The sequence below is a fragment of the Rhizobium redzepovicii genome (assembly GCF_019793435.1).
GTDB classification, from domain to species: Bacteria; Pseudomonadota; Alphaproteobacteria; order Rhizobiales; family Rhizobiaceae; genus Rhizobium; species Rhizobium redzepovicii.
On sequence record NZ_JAILYH010000015.1, the window covers coordinates 151,617 to 165,803 of the forward strand.

The 14,187-nt window shown below is 61.4% G+C and carries 15 protein-coding genes and 2 pseudogenes; 8 read left to right on the plus strand and 9 right to left on the minus strand.

Features of this window, described 5'->3' with window-relative positions; genetic code table 11:
• Window positions 1-147 precede the first annotated feature (147 nt).
• Window positions 148-306: pseudogene (locus K6N12_RS23520) on the minus strand (TetR-like C-terminal domain-containing protein); the annotation flags it as partial.
• Between K6N12_RS23520 and K6N12_RS23525 the strand changes: the two are divergent.
• From K6N12_RS23525 to K6N12_RS23535, 3 genes and pseudogenes are all read left to right on the plus strand, one after another.
• Window positions 303-887, plus strand: a pseudogene (locus tag K6N12_RS23525) (class I SAM-dependent methyltransferase); the annotation flags it as partial. The pseudogenes K6N12_RS23520 and K6N12_RS23525 sit on opposite strands and share 4 nt — an antisense overlap.
• A gap of 111 nt (window positions 888-998) precedes the next feature.
• Complete coding sequence (gene ubiA / locus K6N12_RS23530) at window positions 999-1,913, plus strand: 4-hydroxybenzoate octaprenyltransferase (RefSeq protein ID WP_131711774.1); 915 nt, start codon at window positions 999-1,001, stop codon at window positions 1,911-1,913.
• 22 nt (window positions 1,914-1,935) lie between these two features.
• Window positions 1,936-2,712 carry a phosphodiester glycosidase family protein gene (locus tag K6N12_RS23535; protein ID WP_097625938.1) on the plus strand — a complete coding sequence of 259 codons (777 nt, stop codon included), beginning with the start codon at window positions 1,936-1,938 and terminating at the stop codon, window positions 2,710-2,712.
• Window positions 2,713-2,775: 63 nt separating this feature from the next.
• Here the strand turns inward: K6N12_RS23535 and K6N12_RS23540 are convergent, their stop codons facing one another.
• Window positions 2,776-3,585, minus strand: a complete 810-nt coding sequence (locus tag K6N12_RS23540; protein ID WP_097625939.1) for an alpha/beta hydrolase — start codon at window positions 3,583-3,585, stop codon at window positions 2,776-2,778.
• A gap of 28 nt (window positions 3,586-3,613) precedes the next feature.
• Entirely contained in the window at window positions 3,614-4,210 is a 597-nt protein-coding gene (locus tag K6N12_RS23545; protein ID WP_097625940.1) for a demethoxyubiquinone hydroxylase family protein, read from the minus strand.
• Window positions 4,211-4,368: 158 nt separating this feature from the next.
• Between K6N12_RS23545 and K6N12_RS23550 the strand changes: the two genes are divergently transcribed.
• Window positions 4,369-4,983 carry a LysE family transporter gene (locus tag K6N12_RS23550; protein ID WP_097625941.1) on the plus strand — a complete coding sequence of 205 codons (615 nt, stop codon included), beginning with the start codon at window positions 4,369-4,371 and terminating at the stop codon, window positions 4,981-4,983.
• Between the two features lie 39 nt (window positions 4,984-5,022).
• Here the strand turns inward: K6N12_RS23550 and K6N12_RS23555 are convergent, their stop codons facing one another.
• The gene (locus K6N12_RS23555) at window positions 5,023-6,903 is read right to left on the minus strand and encodes an ABC transporter ATP-binding protein (protein ID WP_097625942.1); all 1,881 of its coding nucleotides are present in this window, start codon (window positions 6,901-6,903) and stop codon (window positions 5,023-5,025) included.
• Window positions 6,904-7,113: 210 nt separating this feature from the next.
• Here K6N12_RS23555 and K6N12_RS23560 point away from each other — a divergent pair, with 210 nt between their 5' ends.
• Window positions 7,114-7,515, plus strand: a complete 402-nt coding sequence (locus tag K6N12_RS23560; protein ID WP_097625943.1) for a GFA family protein — start codon at window positions 7,114-7,116, stop codon at window positions 7,513-7,515.
• 33 nt (window positions 7,516-7,548) lie between these two features.
• On the opposite strand, the gene K6N12_RS23565 is transcribed toward K6N12_RS23560, so the two are convergent.
• Both K6N12_RS23565 and K6N12_RS23570 read right to left on the minus strand, forming a co-directional pair.
• Complete coding sequence (locus K6N12_RS23565; protein ID WP_097626067.1) at window positions 7,549-8,022, minus strand: VOC family protein; 474 nt, start codon at window positions 8,020-8,022, stop codon at window positions 7,549-7,551.
• Window positions 8,023-8,161: 139 nt separating this feature from the next.
• Window positions 8,162-8,611: a VOC family protein gene (locus K6N12_RS23570; protein ID WP_097625944.1), complete on the minus strand. Its 450-nt coding sequence runs from the start codon at window positions 8,609-8,611 to the stop codon at window positions 8,162-8,164.
• Between the two features lie 192 nt (window positions 8,612-8,803).
• Between K6N12_RS23570 and K6N12_RS23575 the strand changes: the two genes are divergently transcribed.
• Window positions 8,804-9,019: a hypothetical protein gene (locus tag K6N12_RS23575; RefSeq protein ID WP_097625945.1), complete on the plus strand. Its 216-nt coding sequence runs from the start codon at window positions 8,804-8,806 to the stop codon at window positions 9,017-9,019.
• A 142-nt stretch (window positions 9,020-9,161) separates the two neighbouring features.
• Complete coding sequence (gene dapB / locus K6N12_RS23580) at window positions 9,162-9,932, plus strand: 4-hydroxy-tetrahydrodipicolinate reductase (protein ID WP_097625946.1); 771 nt, start codon at window positions 9,162-9,164, stop codon at window positions 9,930-9,932.
• A 215-nt stretch (window positions 9,933-10,147) separates the two neighbouring features.
• Here the strand turns inward: dapB and K6N12_RS23585 are convergent, their stop codons facing one another.
• The 3 genes from K6N12_RS23585 to K6N12_RS23595 all read right to left on the minus strand — a co-directional run bounded on the left by K6N12_RS23585 (window position 10,148) and on the right by K6N12_RS23595 (window position 13,090).
• Complete coding sequence (locus K6N12_RS23585) at window positions 10,148-11,080, minus strand: ornithine cyclodeaminase family protein (protein ID WP_097626068.1); 933 nt, start codon at window positions 11,078-11,080, stop codon at window positions 10,148-10,150.
• 96 nt (window positions 11,081-11,176) lie between these two features.
• Window positions 11,177-11,683 carry a GNAT family N-acetyltransferase gene (locus tag K6N12_RS23590; protein ID WP_097625947.1) on the minus strand — a complete coding sequence of 169 codons (507 nt, stop codon included), beginning with the start codon at window positions 11,681-11,683 and terminating at the stop codon, window positions 11,177-11,179.
• 921 nt (window positions 11,684-12,604) lie between these two features.
• Entirely contained in the window at window positions 12,605-13,090 is a 486-nt protein-coding gene (locus K6N12_RS23595) for a YybH family protein (RefSeq protein WP_097625949.1), read from the minus strand.
• A 96-nt stretch (window positions 13,091-13,186) separates the two neighbouring features.
• On the opposite strand from K6N12_RS23595, the gene K6N12_RS23600 reads away from it, so the two are divergent.
• The gene (locus K6N12_RS23600) at window positions 13,187-14,137 is read left to right on the plus strand and encodes a LysR family transcriptional regulator (protein ID WP_131711775.1); all 951 of its coding nucleotides are present in this window, start codon (window positions 13,187-13,189) and stop codon (window positions 14,135-14,137) included.
• The last annotated feature ends 50 nt before the right edge of the window (window positions 14,138-14,187 follow it).

Consider the following 14,187-nt stretch of genomic DNA (forward strand, 5'->3'; position numbering starts at 1 on the left):
CACTCGGCACTGCCCGTACCGCCTGGTAGCGATTGAATATTCGGGCTTCTTGCCCGATCTCCGTGCCACTCGCTCATGCTCAGGATCGAAGCAATCCTGCTGGACGGACTTGTGTGGAGAGGATGGGCCGAGCGCGCCGACAACAGCCTATCTCGCTGCAGGCAATCCCATGCCGACGAGCTTCAGGATTTCCTCGACCTTCGCATCGGGATCGGCTCCGGCTTCGACCTGGCCGTCTATCATCAGCAAGGCAAGGCCATGCGTCAGCGACCAGAGGAAGAGCGCGGCGTTCGGCACGTCCCCGGGCCGTCATCCTCGGCGCCGGGTTCGACACCTTCGCACTGCGCAATCCTCATGCCGGCTTGAAGGTCTTCGAAGTCGATCATCCTGCCACGCAGAGCTGGAAGCAGCGGCGGCTGAGCGAGATAGGGGTGACGCAAAATCTGCCGACATTCGTTCCCGTCGATTTCGAGCAGGAAGATCTCGGAACGCGCCTGGTCGATTGCGGTCTCGAACTCGAAACGCCCTCCTTCTTCATCTGGCTCGGCGTCGTGCCCTATCTCACGGAACCGTCGGTGTTTGCCCTGCTGCGCTTCGTCGCCGGCCTGCCGAGCTCGTCCATCGTCTTTGACTACAGCGAACCCTTGGAGAACTATCCGCCCGAACGCCGCGCCCGCGCCGCGGAAATGGGGTCGCGCACGGCCGCTGCCGGCGAGCCATGGCTGACGCACTTCGATCCCAAGCAGCTCGCGGACCGATTGCTGAGCCTGGGCTTCCGATATCTGGAGGGTATCGGCCCGACCGAAATGGCCAAACGTTTCTTCGGCCAGCCCGCAGATGCGCCGGATCGCGGCGCCGGTCCCCATGTCGCATTCGCCGGTAAATAGGAACGGACCCAAGGCTGCCGCTCGCTGCAGGCGGCCATTGCTCCGTTTGCAAAAATTCCTATTCTGGCCGCCGCTATCCCGGCCGCTGCGACAGGAAATTTGGATTGTCTCATGATGACTTCGAGTCACCCCGACCTCAGCGACATCCACCATGGCGACTGGGTGGATCGCCGATTGCCGGTCGCATGGCGGCCTTATACGCGGCTCGCGCGGCTGGATCGGCCGGTCGGAATATGGCTGACGCTTTTCCCGTGCTGGGCTGCCCTCATTCAGGCGTCGCACGGCCTGCCGGACCTCGGTGAACTCGTGATCTTCTCTCTCGGCGCCTTGCTGATGAGAAGCGCCGGCTCCACGGTCAACGACATCGCGGATCGGAATTTTGACGCTCACGTTGAGCGGACCCGTTTTCGGCCGCTCGCAAGCGGCGATATCGGTGCGATGCACGCCTTCGTCTTTCTGGTAGCCGAACTGATGCTCGCGGCCTCGCTTCTGTTTTTCCTGACGCCTTACACGCGTTTGATCGCGATATCGGTTCTGCCGCTCGTCTTCGTCTATCCGCTCTGCAAGCGATTCACCCATTGGCCCCCGGCCGTGCTGGGCGCGGCGTTCAACTGGGGCATGCTGATGGCATGGGCCCAGATTGCCGGCCATATCCCGGCCGGCGCTGTGCTGATGTGGGCCGGGGCCGTCGCCTGGCAGATCGGCTATGATACGGTCTATGCCTATGTCGATGTCAGGGATGACACCCGCCTCGGCCTGAAATCGACGGCAATCCTGTTCGGCCGGCGCGGCAAGTTGTGGATCGGCTTGTTCTATGCTCTGGCCGTTGCGGCGTGGTCGCTCGGGGGTTGGCTGCTGGAGATGTCGTCGCCTTATACGATCGGAATGCTGGTGATCGCAGCCCAGCTTGCGTGGCAGACCCGGCGGATCGACCTTGCCCGCCCGGACCTGAATTATCGCCTGTTCCTCGCCAATATACCGACGGGCGTGCTGCTCGCCGGCACGGCTCTGTCAGGCACATGGTAGACAGCTCAAGGACGTGACGCCGATGACCTATTTTAAACAAGCCGCGTTCGCGGCCACCATGATGCTGGCAGCAACGATGACACCCCTGCATCAGGCCCATGCCGAGCAATGCGACCAGGAGACTTTCGAAGAGGCGAAATACGTCGTCTGCACGCTGCAAACGGGGAAAGCCGACCTGCGCCTGTTCTGGAAGGGCGCCGATGGCGAGCCGTACCGGACTTTTTCAAGCCTTGCCGAAGCCGTTCGCGCCGAGGGGAAGACGCTGGTGCTGGCCGTCAACGCCGGCATGTACCGGGCCGATTTTTCGCCGATGGGGCTGTATGTCGAAAACGCCAGGGAATTGAAACCCGCCAATACCGCAAAGGCCGAAAGCTCCGCCGGCCAGGTGCCGAATTTCTACAAGAAGCCGAACGGCGTATTCTTTCTTGGTGAAGCAGGCGCCGGCATACTGCCGACCGATGAATTTCTGAAAAATGCGCCCAAGGTGCGGTTCGCCACGCAGTCCGGTCCGATGCTTGTCATCGCCGACAAGCTGAACCCGATCTTGATCCCCGGCTCGACGGATCGAACCCGCAGAAGCGGTATCGGCATCTGCGCGGCCGGCACGGTCCGCTTGGCAATCAGCGAAGACGGAGTGAATTTCCACGATTTCGCACGGCTCTTCCGCGACCAGCTGCAATGCCCCGACGCGTTGTTTTTCGACGGCGGAAACGGTGTCGGGCTCTACCATCCGGCGATGGGCCGCAACGACCGCTCCTGGCACGGCGGCTACGGCCCGATCCTTGGGCTTGTCGAATAGTGCCCGAGGAAATCCGCCTGGATCGAAGTGGGCATCGAGCCGCGTACCGCATCTTGATTCGCCTCAAATCGGTTGGGCACTGAAAAACAGTGCAGTGGCGGTGATCAGCTTGTCCAGCATCTCGACGTTCTCAGAAGTGTTGAAGATATGATCCATGGGAGCCTCCCAAACTTGGTGTGCACCCTTGTGCGCCTGAGCGAATTTTGCCGCTGTTCCCAGAGGAATAGCAGTGTCCAGGCTACCTTCAGCAATAAAAACCCGTCCACGATAGTTAGCGATCTCGTTTAACGGATCCAGATTTTCGACGTCGGCAAAGAATTCATGCCCGAGGGTTAGCGACGCGCCCCACGGCATCTGGACATTGGTAGGCGATCGGCTTGCGAGTGCCCGTTCATACACATCGCGCCCGATCAAGGCTGGAAAGGAAACTTTGGGTTCGCCGACGGGGGCCCAGAGCGCAACCGCCGCTGGTCGATTTGTACGGCCCGCCGCCGCGGCAGCAACCAGCCCACCCTGGCTCCATCCCAGCAGAAATATCGCATTTGGACCACCCGACGGCAGATCGCTGACGAAGTCCATCGCAGCGATGCAATCCTCGACTTGGTGATTGTACGTCGCGTCTTGAAAGCGTCCGCCGCTTTCGCCAACACCTCGAAAGTTAATCCTAAGGCTCGAAAACCCCAGAGACGCGAGCTTCTCCGCCGTATGCGCCAGAATACCGGTGCCGGTGTGAGAAATTATGAGTTCGTGCCGCGTTCCTCCGAACCCATGGAGAAGCACGACAATCGGTGCGTTTGCCGAGACCGCCAGACACAATGTTCCGACAACACGACACCCATCGACCTCAAAGCTTACCGTTTCTTCTGCGGCCATAACTTCCTCTAAACTGACCCATCAAAGCCTACCCCCTCCCCGCACGCGTCATTTCGGCCCGCATCCAGCTCGAGTCTCCCCAGGTGGAGAGCCAGATCATCAGGTCGGTCAGGGCACCGATGACGGGCAGGAGCAAGGCGTGGCGCAGGCCCCGTCTCTTCTGGCTGTCTTCGGCTTTCCTGAGATGCGCCAGCTCCTGTTCCTGGATCGACGCGATGAGGGCGTGAAGTTCGGGATCACGCTGGGCGAGGAAGGCCAGCTGGTCTTCGAGATGGCGATGGACCGTGCTTTCCACCGCCTCTGTGCAAATCCAGATCATGTTGCGCCCGCCAAGCGCCGTCAGGATGCCGAGCACGGAACCACCGAGGCTCCAGAAGGCCATGACGCGACACGGCCTGGCGCGCCTTGCAGGCATGGCCTCGCGAAACAGCCGGCAATGCTCGATCTCGTCCTCGCGCATTTCTTCGAGCGCCGGCACGATGCCGGGAAACAGCCGCCGGGCCATCAGGATTTGGGCGCCATAGATCCTGATGGCGCCGAACTCGCCCGCATGGTTGACCTTGAGAATGCGACGGACGGTGACATCGGGGTCGCGCATTCCCGCGTTGCTCGACGGATTGATCATAACCACTCTGCCCCGGTTCCCTTGCCGGCAGTAGGCAGGATTGCCGCCGTGATCGTCAAGAGGCGCCGCGGGCGGGCCCGTCAGCCCTTGAGTGATGGGCCCTTTCAATAACCACCGGCCTCGCATAGGCACTCCGGCCAGCAACGTAGGAAAGCCGGATGGACCATATCAATTCGCTCGCATTGCTCGTCAGCGTCTACATCGCCTCCCTCGTCAGCCCCGGACCGAATTTCATCATCGTCACCAAAACAAGCATGTCGGTATCCCGCGCTGCCGGGCTCTTTGCGGGTCTCGGAATTGCGGTCGCATCCCTGACCTGGGCCGTCATGGCGATGGCCGGGCTCGGGTTTCTCCTGACCCATTTCGAATGGCTGCATATGATGTTGCAGGTGGCCGGCGCATTGTATCTGATCTGGCTGGGGCTGAAGATGATCCGCAACGCGTCCAAGCCCTTGAAGCCGACGGGACCGAGCGAAGCCGCATGGTGCTCCGCCATGCGCCGCGCTTACGTCGTCAGCATGACCAATCCGAAATCGGTGGCTTTCTTCGGCAGCATCTTTGCGCTTGTCATTCCCGCACATGCGCCCGTTTGGCTCTATTGCTTCATCGCCCTGACCTGCTTCCTTCTTTCGGCTCTCTGGTATTGCGGCCTGGCCTTTTTCTTCTCGAACCCGCGCGTTTCCGCCGGCTTCCTGCGCTTCAAGGCCGGCATGGAGCGCGTGATGGGCGTCGCCCTGAGCTTGATCGGCGACCGCCTGCTCTTGGTTCGCTGACGGCATCCCAATTTAGCCTTAGAGATGGCCAGTCGCTCGTCAGGTCGCAGGCGAAGCCGGCAATGCTTCATGAATGTCTTCAGGAATGAAGCCGCCGGTCTGGCGTTTCCACAGACGGGCAAACAGGCCATCGCGTTCGACCAGTTCCTCCGGTCTGCCCTCCTCCACGATCCGCCCGTGATCGAGCACGACGATCCTGTCCATTCTGGCGATTGTGGACAGGCGGTGGGCGATGGCAATCACTGTTTTCCCCTCCATGACGAGGTTTAGCCTTTCCTGGATGGCGGCTTCGAATTCGCTGTCGAGCGCCGAGGTCGCTTCATCCAGCACCAGGATCGGCGCGTCCTTCAGCAGAACGCGGGCGATAGCAACACGCTGCCGCTGGCCGCCGGAAAGTTTGATGCCGCGATCCCCGACGAAGGCGTCATAACCCTTGCGGCCCTCGCCGTCGGCAAGATCGGCAATGAAGGCATCGGCGCTTGCCATCTTCGCCACCTCTTCGATCTCGTCCCGCGTCGCCTCCGGCCGGCCGTAGCGGATATTGTCGCCGACCGACCGGTGCAGCAATGCGACGTCCTGCGCGATGACCCCGATGGCGCGGCGAAGGCTCGACTGCGTGACCGCTCGAATATCCTGCCCGTCGATCAGGATCGCGCCGTCGCCGATGTCGTAGAAGCGCAGGAGCAGATTTGCGAGCGTGGTCTTGCCGGCTCCGGAGAGACCGACCAGGCCCACCTTCTCGCCGGGCCGCACCGTCAGCGACAACGCATCGATGACCGGCTTGCCCGACTTGTAGGCGAAGTGGACTTTTTCGAAGCGGATCTCCCCGCGGCTGACCGTGAGACTCGACGCATCCGGCCGGTCGGTGATGGTCGGCGGCGTCGTCATGACCGGCATAGCGTCCTTGATCGTGCCGATCGCCTGGAAAATCTGCTGTCCCATCTGCAAGAAAGTAAAGGTGTGCCCGGACAGCCGGTGCAGGATATAGACCGCGCCCACGAACTCGCCAACCGTGAGAAAGCCGTTGATGAGCCCGGAAAAGCCGATAGAAAGCATGGCGAGCCACAGCATCATGTTGAGCGCCACGACGATCAATTCCGACGTGCGGTAGATGCGTTGCTCCCTGTGCTGCGTCTGCACGGATTTCTGGATGATTCGTCGGATAGCACCCGCTTCGCTGTCTTCAGCCGCAAACTGCTTGATCATCTGCATGTTGGTGTAGAGATCGGTAATAGCACCGGCGACAAGGCTGCGCTGCTTGGCGGTGCGCCGCGAACGCTCAGTAAAGACCGGCGCCATCCTGGTGGCGAGCGCTACATTGAGCGCGATCCAGATGACGACCGGCAGGGCAAGCTGCCAAGACAAACTCACCAGCAAGAGCACCGAGCCGACCATCTGCAACAGGAAGCGCGGAATGGCCTGGAAGGCGACAACGATCTGCTGCTGGACGGAAGACGCCACTTGTGACAGGCGCGAGGAGACCTGCCCGGCAAAAACATCGTGAAAGAAAGCGAGATCCTGCCGCTCCACCGCCTTGTGACCCTGCCACTGGATTGCGGCAGGCATACCGACACCGAGCGTATGCGAATTGAAAGTGTTGAGAAGAAACGAGGCGATTGGCATGGCTGGAAAAATCAGGAAGCCGAGGAAGGCAAGCAGCGGCCATTCACTGTTCAGGAAAGCAGGCGCGCCCTTTTGGGTCACACCGTCGACAATGACCGCAAGTCCCCAGACGATCGTGAGGTTGATTGCTTCGATTGCCATCGAGGAAAACGCCAAAGCGATGAGAACGCCTCGAAACATCGAAATGAAGTGCAGAAGGACGGCCACAGGCCCGTTAGAAGGAAGCGGTCGGTACGGAATGTCGAGCGGCCGGATCCAGGTTTCAAAGGGACGGTAGATCGCATCGGAAATCGACATGGATCGCTCGGATCAAAAATTGGGAGGAAGCGTGGACTCGGCTACGCCAAGTCGCATGGGATCATCTTTCGGCCGCCATCTCAACTAGAAATTTCATAAATTAACCGAACGGGCTCGCGAGCGGAGGGAAGCGAGGCGCTTGAAAGCCCAATTGTGATCGTCTCGCGATTGGGGCAGGATGCCCGGAAGAAACAGCTGGATGGAACACTCATGCTGACGGGCTCATGTCATTGCGGCAAGGCAAGCTGGACGCTCGAAGGCGATCCCGGCTCGATCACCGCCTGCAACTGCACCCTCTGCCGCCGTTACGGCACCCTCTGGGCCTATGATTACGAAGGAGAGCGTATCGCTCTCAGCGGAGAAACCGCCTCCTATACCCGCTCGGGCCGGGAGACGTCGTCTCTCGAAATCTTGTTCTGCCCATCCTGCGCCTGCGTCTTGAGCTGGCGCGGCCTGCGGCTTCAAAAGGATGGCCGCCGGCGCATGGCAGTCAACATGCGGCTTGCGCCGCCGGATCTCGTCGCCGATCTGCCCATCGATCATTTCGACGGCCTGGACACGTTCGAAGATCTTCCATCCAAAGGGCGCTGCGTGCGCGACCTCTGGTTCTGACAGCGGGGCATCTATTGATTTCGCGCAGGCGCCTCAACCGCGCCGGGCCGCCTCGATCGCGGCGACATCGATTTTCCTCATCGTCATCATCGCGTCAAAAGCACGTTTTGCCTGACCACCGCCTGCCGCCAGCGCTTCGGAAAGGACACGCGGCGTGATCTGCCAGGAGACACCCCATTTATCCTTGCACCAGCCGCACTCACTTTCCTGGCCGCCATTGCCGACGATGGCGTTCCAGTAGCGATCGGTTTCTTCCTGATCGTCGGTTGCGATCTGGAACGAGAAAGCCTCGCTGTGTTTAAACGTGGGACCCCCGTTCAGGCCGATGCAGGCAATACCCGCGACGGTGAATTCAACGACCAATACATCCCCCTGCTTGCCATCCGGATAATCTCCCGGTGCCCGAATGACGGCGCCGACGGCACTGTCGGGAAACGTCGCCGCATAAAAGCGGGCCGCCGTCTCGGCGTCTTTGTCGTACCATACGCAGATCGTGTTCTTTGCCATTGCGCGGGTCCTTTCGCGTTTCGTTTCGAATTCCCTCGGTGAAATAAGAAGCAAACCGTGTTTCTCCAGCCCTTGCAGCTTATTTCCTCGGCGACAGCTGAGCGCTCCTAAATCGCCGAACCCTCGGGTCGCCATGCCATCATTCAGGTTCGATTCGGGGGCTTTGCACTAAGGAAGATCGCGGTGGTTCCGACGGACGAGTTTCGGACGGGCCACCTTGACCCACCCGCCAAGGCGGGTCGACGCGGTTGGATCCGGCGAAATAAAGGATGATGCGGTTACCGCCAGGGTCGAGCAGCTCCGCCTCGCGCCACAGCCAACTCTTGTCCTCGGGTCCGCTCACGAATTGCAGGCCGGCCTCGCTAAGGCGGCTGACCGTCTCGTCCAGGCTCTCACACTCGAAATACACTGTGGTTCCGCCACCGCCACTTTCGCCCTGATGCAGCGAGAAGGTGCTGTCCCCGTCCGGGCAGAGGAAGCGTGAATACCGTGGACGGGCATCAACGACGGGCCTCAGACCGAGGACGCTGTAGAAGCTCCAGCCCAGATCGAGGTCAGGCATCGTAACGGTCACCTGATTCAGGCGCATGATCTATCCTTCTCGACTGAGTTCTCCCAAAACTGCGCGGCGGTGCCATGGCCGCGACGTCCATAAAAACAAGAACCTGAAACCATCGCCTGAATCAAATTCTAAACGACACGCTTTTTGTGTCCTTGCCACAAAACTCGTGTCAGACTGCGTAAGCTGCGCATCGCCTGCGCGCCGATCGAAAGGCTGACCATGCATAAATTCACCGTTGCCCTCACTCGGGAGATCGAGGCCGATACCGCCGAAGAGGCCGCCCTGCTCCTGTATCAGGAACTTTCAAAAGGACCGCTCCCTGACTGCTACGCCGTCACCGACGAGACGAGCCTGACTATGGAGGTGAAGCTGGATCGAGAAAAGGCGGATGAATTCGCCAGCATCGATCACACCGCCGACCCCGGCAACTGGTAAGGACCCGCCGTTCACGGGGACGGCCGGAGGAGATCCCCACTTTGCGCCGGGAGCGGAAGTGCGGTAGGTGCAAATCCCCTTCTCCGGCGCGAACGCCGGATGACGACAGCCCTCCATCGGAATACCGCAGCAAGGAAAAACTGTGACCTCACCAATTAAAATAGCGGTCGCCGGCGCGAACGGTCGAATGGGTCGCGCCGTCCTGCCGCCGCTGGCGGCCGATCCGGCTTTTGCAGTCATTGGCGGCATCGGTCGCCCCGGCTCGATCGGGGAAGGGCTGATCGACCGTTCGGACGCGATCGCGACCGCCGACGTGATCCTGGATTTTACCACGGGACGTGCCGCTGCCGAACTTGCCGGCTTGTGCGCCTCGGCCGGCGGACCGGCCCTGGTGATCGGGGCGACGGGTTTCGAACCGGACGAACTCGAGCGGATCATGGAGGCCGCCCGGACGATTCCCATTCTGCGCTCCGGCAATTTCTCCATCGGCCTGAACATGCTGCTCGGCCTCGTTGCCCAGGCCGCCCGCGCCCTTCCCGCGCAGGGCTGGGATATCGAAATCCTCGAAGCCCACCATAACAGGAAGATCGACGCGCCGTCCGGCACGGCGCTGATGCTCGGTGAAGCCGCCGCCGAGGGCCGCGGCGTCTCCCTCGCCTCCGTCGAGCGGCGCGGCCGCGACGGCATCACCGGCGAACGGCCGCCCGGCGAAATCGGCTTCGCCGTCCTGCGCGCCGGCGGGCTTGTCGGAGAACACAGCGTTCTGTTTGCCGCCGCCGAGGAAGTCGTGACACTTTCGCATTCGGCGCTCGACCGCGGCATGTTTGCCCGCGGCGCACTTGCCGCCGCCCGCTGGGTCGCGGGACGCGCGCCCGGCGAATACAGCATGCAGGATGTCCTCAATCCGGCCTGAGAAAGGGCGAAGAGACAGGGTTGACCAGAGGCTTGAAGCGCGTCGTTGAATCAAATTCTAAGCGCGTCCCTGGTTGTGCCCGGCCTCCAAGAGAGCCTCATCCTGAAGTGCCCCGTAGGGGCCTCGACGGACAAGGCGGGCGCTCCGGCAGCTGATGGACCTCAACGGAAATATGCATGAAAACAAAGACTTGAAGACATCCCCTGAATCAAACCCTACGCCGATGCCCCTAGCCTATCGAGGATTGCCGAAGCGACGACGACTTCAGTTCCCCCAAGGCCGACCGAGCAAAACAACGTCGTCTCCCCGGACGATCCCCGCCCGGCAGCTGTCCCGGCAATGATGTTGGCAAGGTCGGCCATGCGATCTTCGTTGCCGGAGCCGGCGAGGAAAAAGGGCGAAGCGTAAGCCCGGCTTTGTTCGGGGGAATCCGTCGCGATCACGGCAGCGGCATCCGCGATATCAAGACCGAGTTCGTATCCATGAAGCGTTTTCGGACCGACAGTGTTGACGTGCACGCCGGGCTTCAGATCACGCGCATGGATGACAGGCTTTTGGCTCGTCGTCGCGCAGATGACAATATCGGCGTCCTCAACGGCCTCAGTGACGCTTTCGACAGGCTCCACCTCCAGCCCGAGGGCGTGCTGCATCTCGCTTGCGAAGGCGGTGCGATTTTTCTCGTCGCGGCTATAGACGCGGGCGCGATCCAGTTTTCGAACGGCGGCGGCTGCGGCAAGCTGGGTTCGCGCTTGCGCTCCGCTGCCGATGATCCCGACGATCCTGGCGCCGGGCGCGCTGAGGTGGCGGACGGCGAGACCTCCAATGGCACCGGTCCTGAGGTTGCCGAGGCGCTCACCGAGAACAATGCCCTTGAGCCTGGCATCGTCGGCCGACCATACCGCGACGATCTGCGAATGCTCTGCCCCGTCGAATGTTTCGTACACGCGAAAACCCGCAAGTGGTTTGTCGCCAAGCATGCCGCCGACGGTGAAGACGAGATCGCCTCGATCGGGAAAGGACACATGATGTCGGGGCGGAGAGACCAGCCGATTGTCGGCTCTCGCAAGAAAAGCGGTCTCGAGCGCATCGATGGCAACACGCATCAACGTATTGCCGGCCAGATCCTCGTCTTTCAGAATTTTCGTCACGGCAAACCCCCAGCCTCTGCCGGCATCCTGCGACCCCAACCGTGCTTGAGGTCAATAGATCCGGTAAGGCAAATGCGCTGAAATTTCGCGTGAGGCCTAATCGACCAGACGGCGAGCCATGATGACGTCGTCGATCTCCCTGCCCTCTTCCAGAACCCCGGCAGGGATCCTGCCGACCTCGGAGAAGCCCTGTCGATGATAGAACCGGATCGCCGCCGCGTTCTCGGCGCTGACGAAGAGTTCCAGCTGCCGGATGCCGATTTGGCGCGCATGATCGACAACGACATCGAGAAGCCTCTCGGCAAGACCGGTGCCGCGCAGGCTCCTTCCGATGTAGACCATGATGATCGTCGCACGATGGGCCATCTTGCTCGACCGCTGGCGGATCAGGCCCATTATGCCGACGGGCTCACCATCCTGAAACGCGATGAAGACCGGCTCGCTCAGGCGGTTGCGCCACTCATCGAGGGAAAGAGCCGCCCAGTCTTCATAGCGGCTGGCAAAGGAGGCGGGTTCGGTGCGAAGCGCTTCCAGACGAATGCGCCGGAAGGCCTCCACTTCGCCTGCCTGGATATGCCTGATCGTTACGCCGCTTGCATCCATTCTGAGACCTCCCGAGATATCTCGGCTGTCGTCATGACAGTGTGCTCCAGCCGACGCAAGCGGAGACGATGACTCAAATCCGGCCCCCATTGCACCCGCCTAGCGCCAAAGCCTGGAAAAGCCTCAGCCCGAGAAGGCCCGCAAGGGGCCTCGAAGACAAGGCGGGTGCGCGGGCGGCGGAAGAATGCAGGGGTAAATGCTGGAGCCTGTCCTTCGAAACTCCGAGGGCGTCGGAAGAACCGCGCCCCAGACAGCCTTATTCTGAGAGGCCTCGAAGGACGAGGCAGGGCTCCGGCTGCAATTACTGCGCCGGGGTTCCCACCCGGCCGCCTTTCCGGACGCCCGACGGATCGCCGTCCGTCGGCTGGTTCGTTGGCCGGAGGTCCCATTGATTGGACGGCCGGATGGCCGGTCGCTCGGTCGCCGGTTCGCGCGTCGACCGCACAACCAGATTATCCGGCTGATCGGTGGACCCCGCCGCCGATCCATCAGCTGACCACTCGGTCCTTTGATCGCTCGGCTTGTCCAGCTTGAAGGGTGCAGTCTGACGGACAATGACGAGAAGAACCATCCCGACCACCATGCAAATCAGCGTATAGAGAACGAAATACTTCAGTGCATATCCCTCGCTGATTGGCAGAGCGACCTTGACAGCGGCGCGAATGATATTTCCGCATCATTGAATGATACTTGAAAAAAGGCAATAGATTTTAGATGAAACCAGTAAAATTCAGAAATTGACCACGCAGAATAAGATAGTTATTGGCGATTCCCAGACAACATCTCCCGCACTGCTCGATTTATCTTGGCCATCCCGGTAAAGGCGAGACGCGCATGTCAACGTCGGCTGCCGCTCAATCCTCCCATCTCGCTTCCGGAATTCGCGGGGTGCAGTTCGTCAAAGATGCGTGTCGGCTGGCATCACAATGCCTCAGCGCGCGCCAAAACACCTGCCTGTTCCAGACTGATACCCTTGGCGAGGGGATCGGCATGGCGGTGCGCCAACCGCCATTCTTCGTCCTCGCGGCGATAAACCAGGGTGACGCGCAACGGCCAGTCCTGCATCGGCAGACCGCCGACCTCCACCCGGCATCGTTCGATAATGGCGAGGACAATCATGTCGGCTGATGCATAGGCCTGCACGACCTCCTGTTCGAAGGTGCCGTTCGCGAAGAAACGGCCGATCGCCTGCCAGCGCTCCTGCGTCAACTCTGCCTCATGCGTCGGCCGCCCGCCGAATGGCGACATCAGCGTGTAATCGGCCGCGTGCGGATTCAAGGCGCGGTATGCATCGATATCGCCGCGCATCAGCGCCGCATTCGCCTCTGCCGTGCGGCAGATGAGCTCCGCACAGGCCCCTTCGGCGATGGAACTCTCGGCCGGCATCGAACTGGATGGGAATGACATGACCTTGCTCCTTCGGCTATGCGGATGCCGTTTGCGCCCGCTACAGTGCAAATCCCACTTCAGCGGCACTGAATCCAATGATATGATTTCAGCGATATGCTGAATCCAGTTGATCTCTCCCGCAGCGATCTCAATCTGCTCGTGCTCTTCGAGGCCGTGCTGGAGGAGCGTCATGTCGGCCGCGCCGCCGAGCGGCTGAACCTAACCTCTTCTGCCGTCAGCCACGGGCTGGGCCGGCTGCGGCGACTGCTGAACGATCCACTGTTCCTGCGAACGCCCAAGGGCGTCGTGCCGACGGCGCGCGCCACGGAACTGGCGGCACCGATCGCCGATGTTCTCGCCCGCGTGCGAAGGATGCTTTCAGCCGCCGAACCCTTCGATCCCGCAAACTCCACCCGCCGCTTCACGATCGCCGCACCGGACGGTGTTTCGGCCGTGCTGCTGGCGCCGCTCCTGGACAAGCTTCACCGCACCGCACCCGGCATCGATATCGGCATCCGCCAACTGCTGCCGGCGCCCAACGAAACCTCGCCGGAGCGTGCGTGGCGCGACGCATTCGCCGATCTCGACGACCGGCTGACCGACATCGCGGTCATTCCCACCGAGCACATTCCGCAGCGCTTCCACGTCAGCCGGCTTTATGAAGAGGATTTCGTCGTGGCAATGCGGACCGGCCATACCTTCGCCGGCCAACCGACCCTGGTCAGATACTGCGAGATGCAGCATCTGGTCGTCTCGCTCAGCGGCGATCCCCATGGTTTCGTCGACGAGGCCCTGGCCAAGCACGGCTGCGCGCGGCGCGTCGCGCTGACCGTGCCGAACTTCACATTCGCCCTTGCCATCCTCGCCGAGACCGATTTTCTCTGCGCGTTGCCGAGACGGTTTGCCGCCATGCATGCGGCGCGCTTCGACCTGGAAAGCGTCAACGCGCCGCTGGAACTCACGCGACTTCACATCAATGCCGTTCTCCCCAAGGTCGCCTTGATGGATGCCGGCGTCGCCTGGCTGCTGGGCGTTATCGAGCAAACGCTGCCGGCGGCGCCGTAAGGCTGCAAAATTCCGCGACGCCCAAGATCGATCTTATATTTCGCTGCCAA

Excerpts from the sequence above, each read along its gene's own strand:
- ubiA (WP_131711774.1), top strand. The coding sequence starts at position 999 with ATGATGACTTCGAGTCACCCCGACCTCAGCGACATCCACCATGGCGAC.
- K6N12_RS23535 (WP_097625938.1), top strand. The coding sequence starts at position 1,936 with ATGACCTATTTTAAACAAGCCGCGTTCGCGGCCACCATGATGCTGGCA.
- K6N12_RS23540 (WP_097625939.1), bottom strand. The coding sequence starts at position 3,585 with ATGGCCGCAGAAGAAACGGTAAGCTTTGAGGTCGATGGGTGTCGTGTT.
- K6N12_RS23545 (WP_097625940.1), bottom strand. The coding sequence starts at position 4,210 with ATGATCAATCCGTCGAGCAACGCGGGAATGCGCGACCCCGATGTCACC.
- K6N12_RS23550 (WP_097625941.1), top strand. The coding sequence starts at position 4,369 with ATGGACCATATCAATTCGCTCGCATTGCTCGTCAGCGTCTACATCGCC.
- K6N12_RS23555 (WP_097625942.1), bottom strand. The coding sequence starts at position 6,903 with ATGTCGATTTCCGATGCGATCTACCGTCCCTTTGAAACCTGGATCCGG.
- K6N12_RS23560 (WP_097625943.1), top strand. The coding sequence starts at position 7,114 with ATGCTGACGGGCTCATGTCATTGCGGCAAGGCAAGCTGGACGCTCGAA.
- K6N12_RS23565 (WP_097626067.1), bottom strand. The coding sequence starts at position 8,022 with ATGGCAAAGAACACGATCTGCGTATGGTACGACAAAGACGCCGAGACG.
- K6N12_RS23570 (WP_097625944.1), bottom strand. The coding sequence starts at position 8,611 with ATGCGCCTGAATCAGGTGACCGTTACGATGCCTGACCTCGATCTGGGC.
- K6N12_RS23575 (WP_097625945.1), top strand. The coding sequence starts at position 8,804 with ATGCATAAATTCACCGTTGCCCTCACTCGGGAGATCGAGGCCGATACC.
- K6N12_RS23590 (WP_097625947.1), bottom strand. The coding sequence starts at position 11,683 with ATGGATGCAAGCGGCGTAACGATCAGGCATATCCAGGCAGGCGAAGTG.
- K6N12_RS23595 (WP_097625949.1), bottom strand. The coding sequence starts at position 13,090 with ATGTCATTCCCATCCAGTTCGATGCCGGCCGAGAGTTCCATCGCCGAA.
- K6N12_RS23600 (WP_131711775.1), top strand. The coding sequence starts at position 13,187 with ATGCTGAATCCAGTTGATCTCTCCCGCAGCGATCTCAATCTGCTCGTG.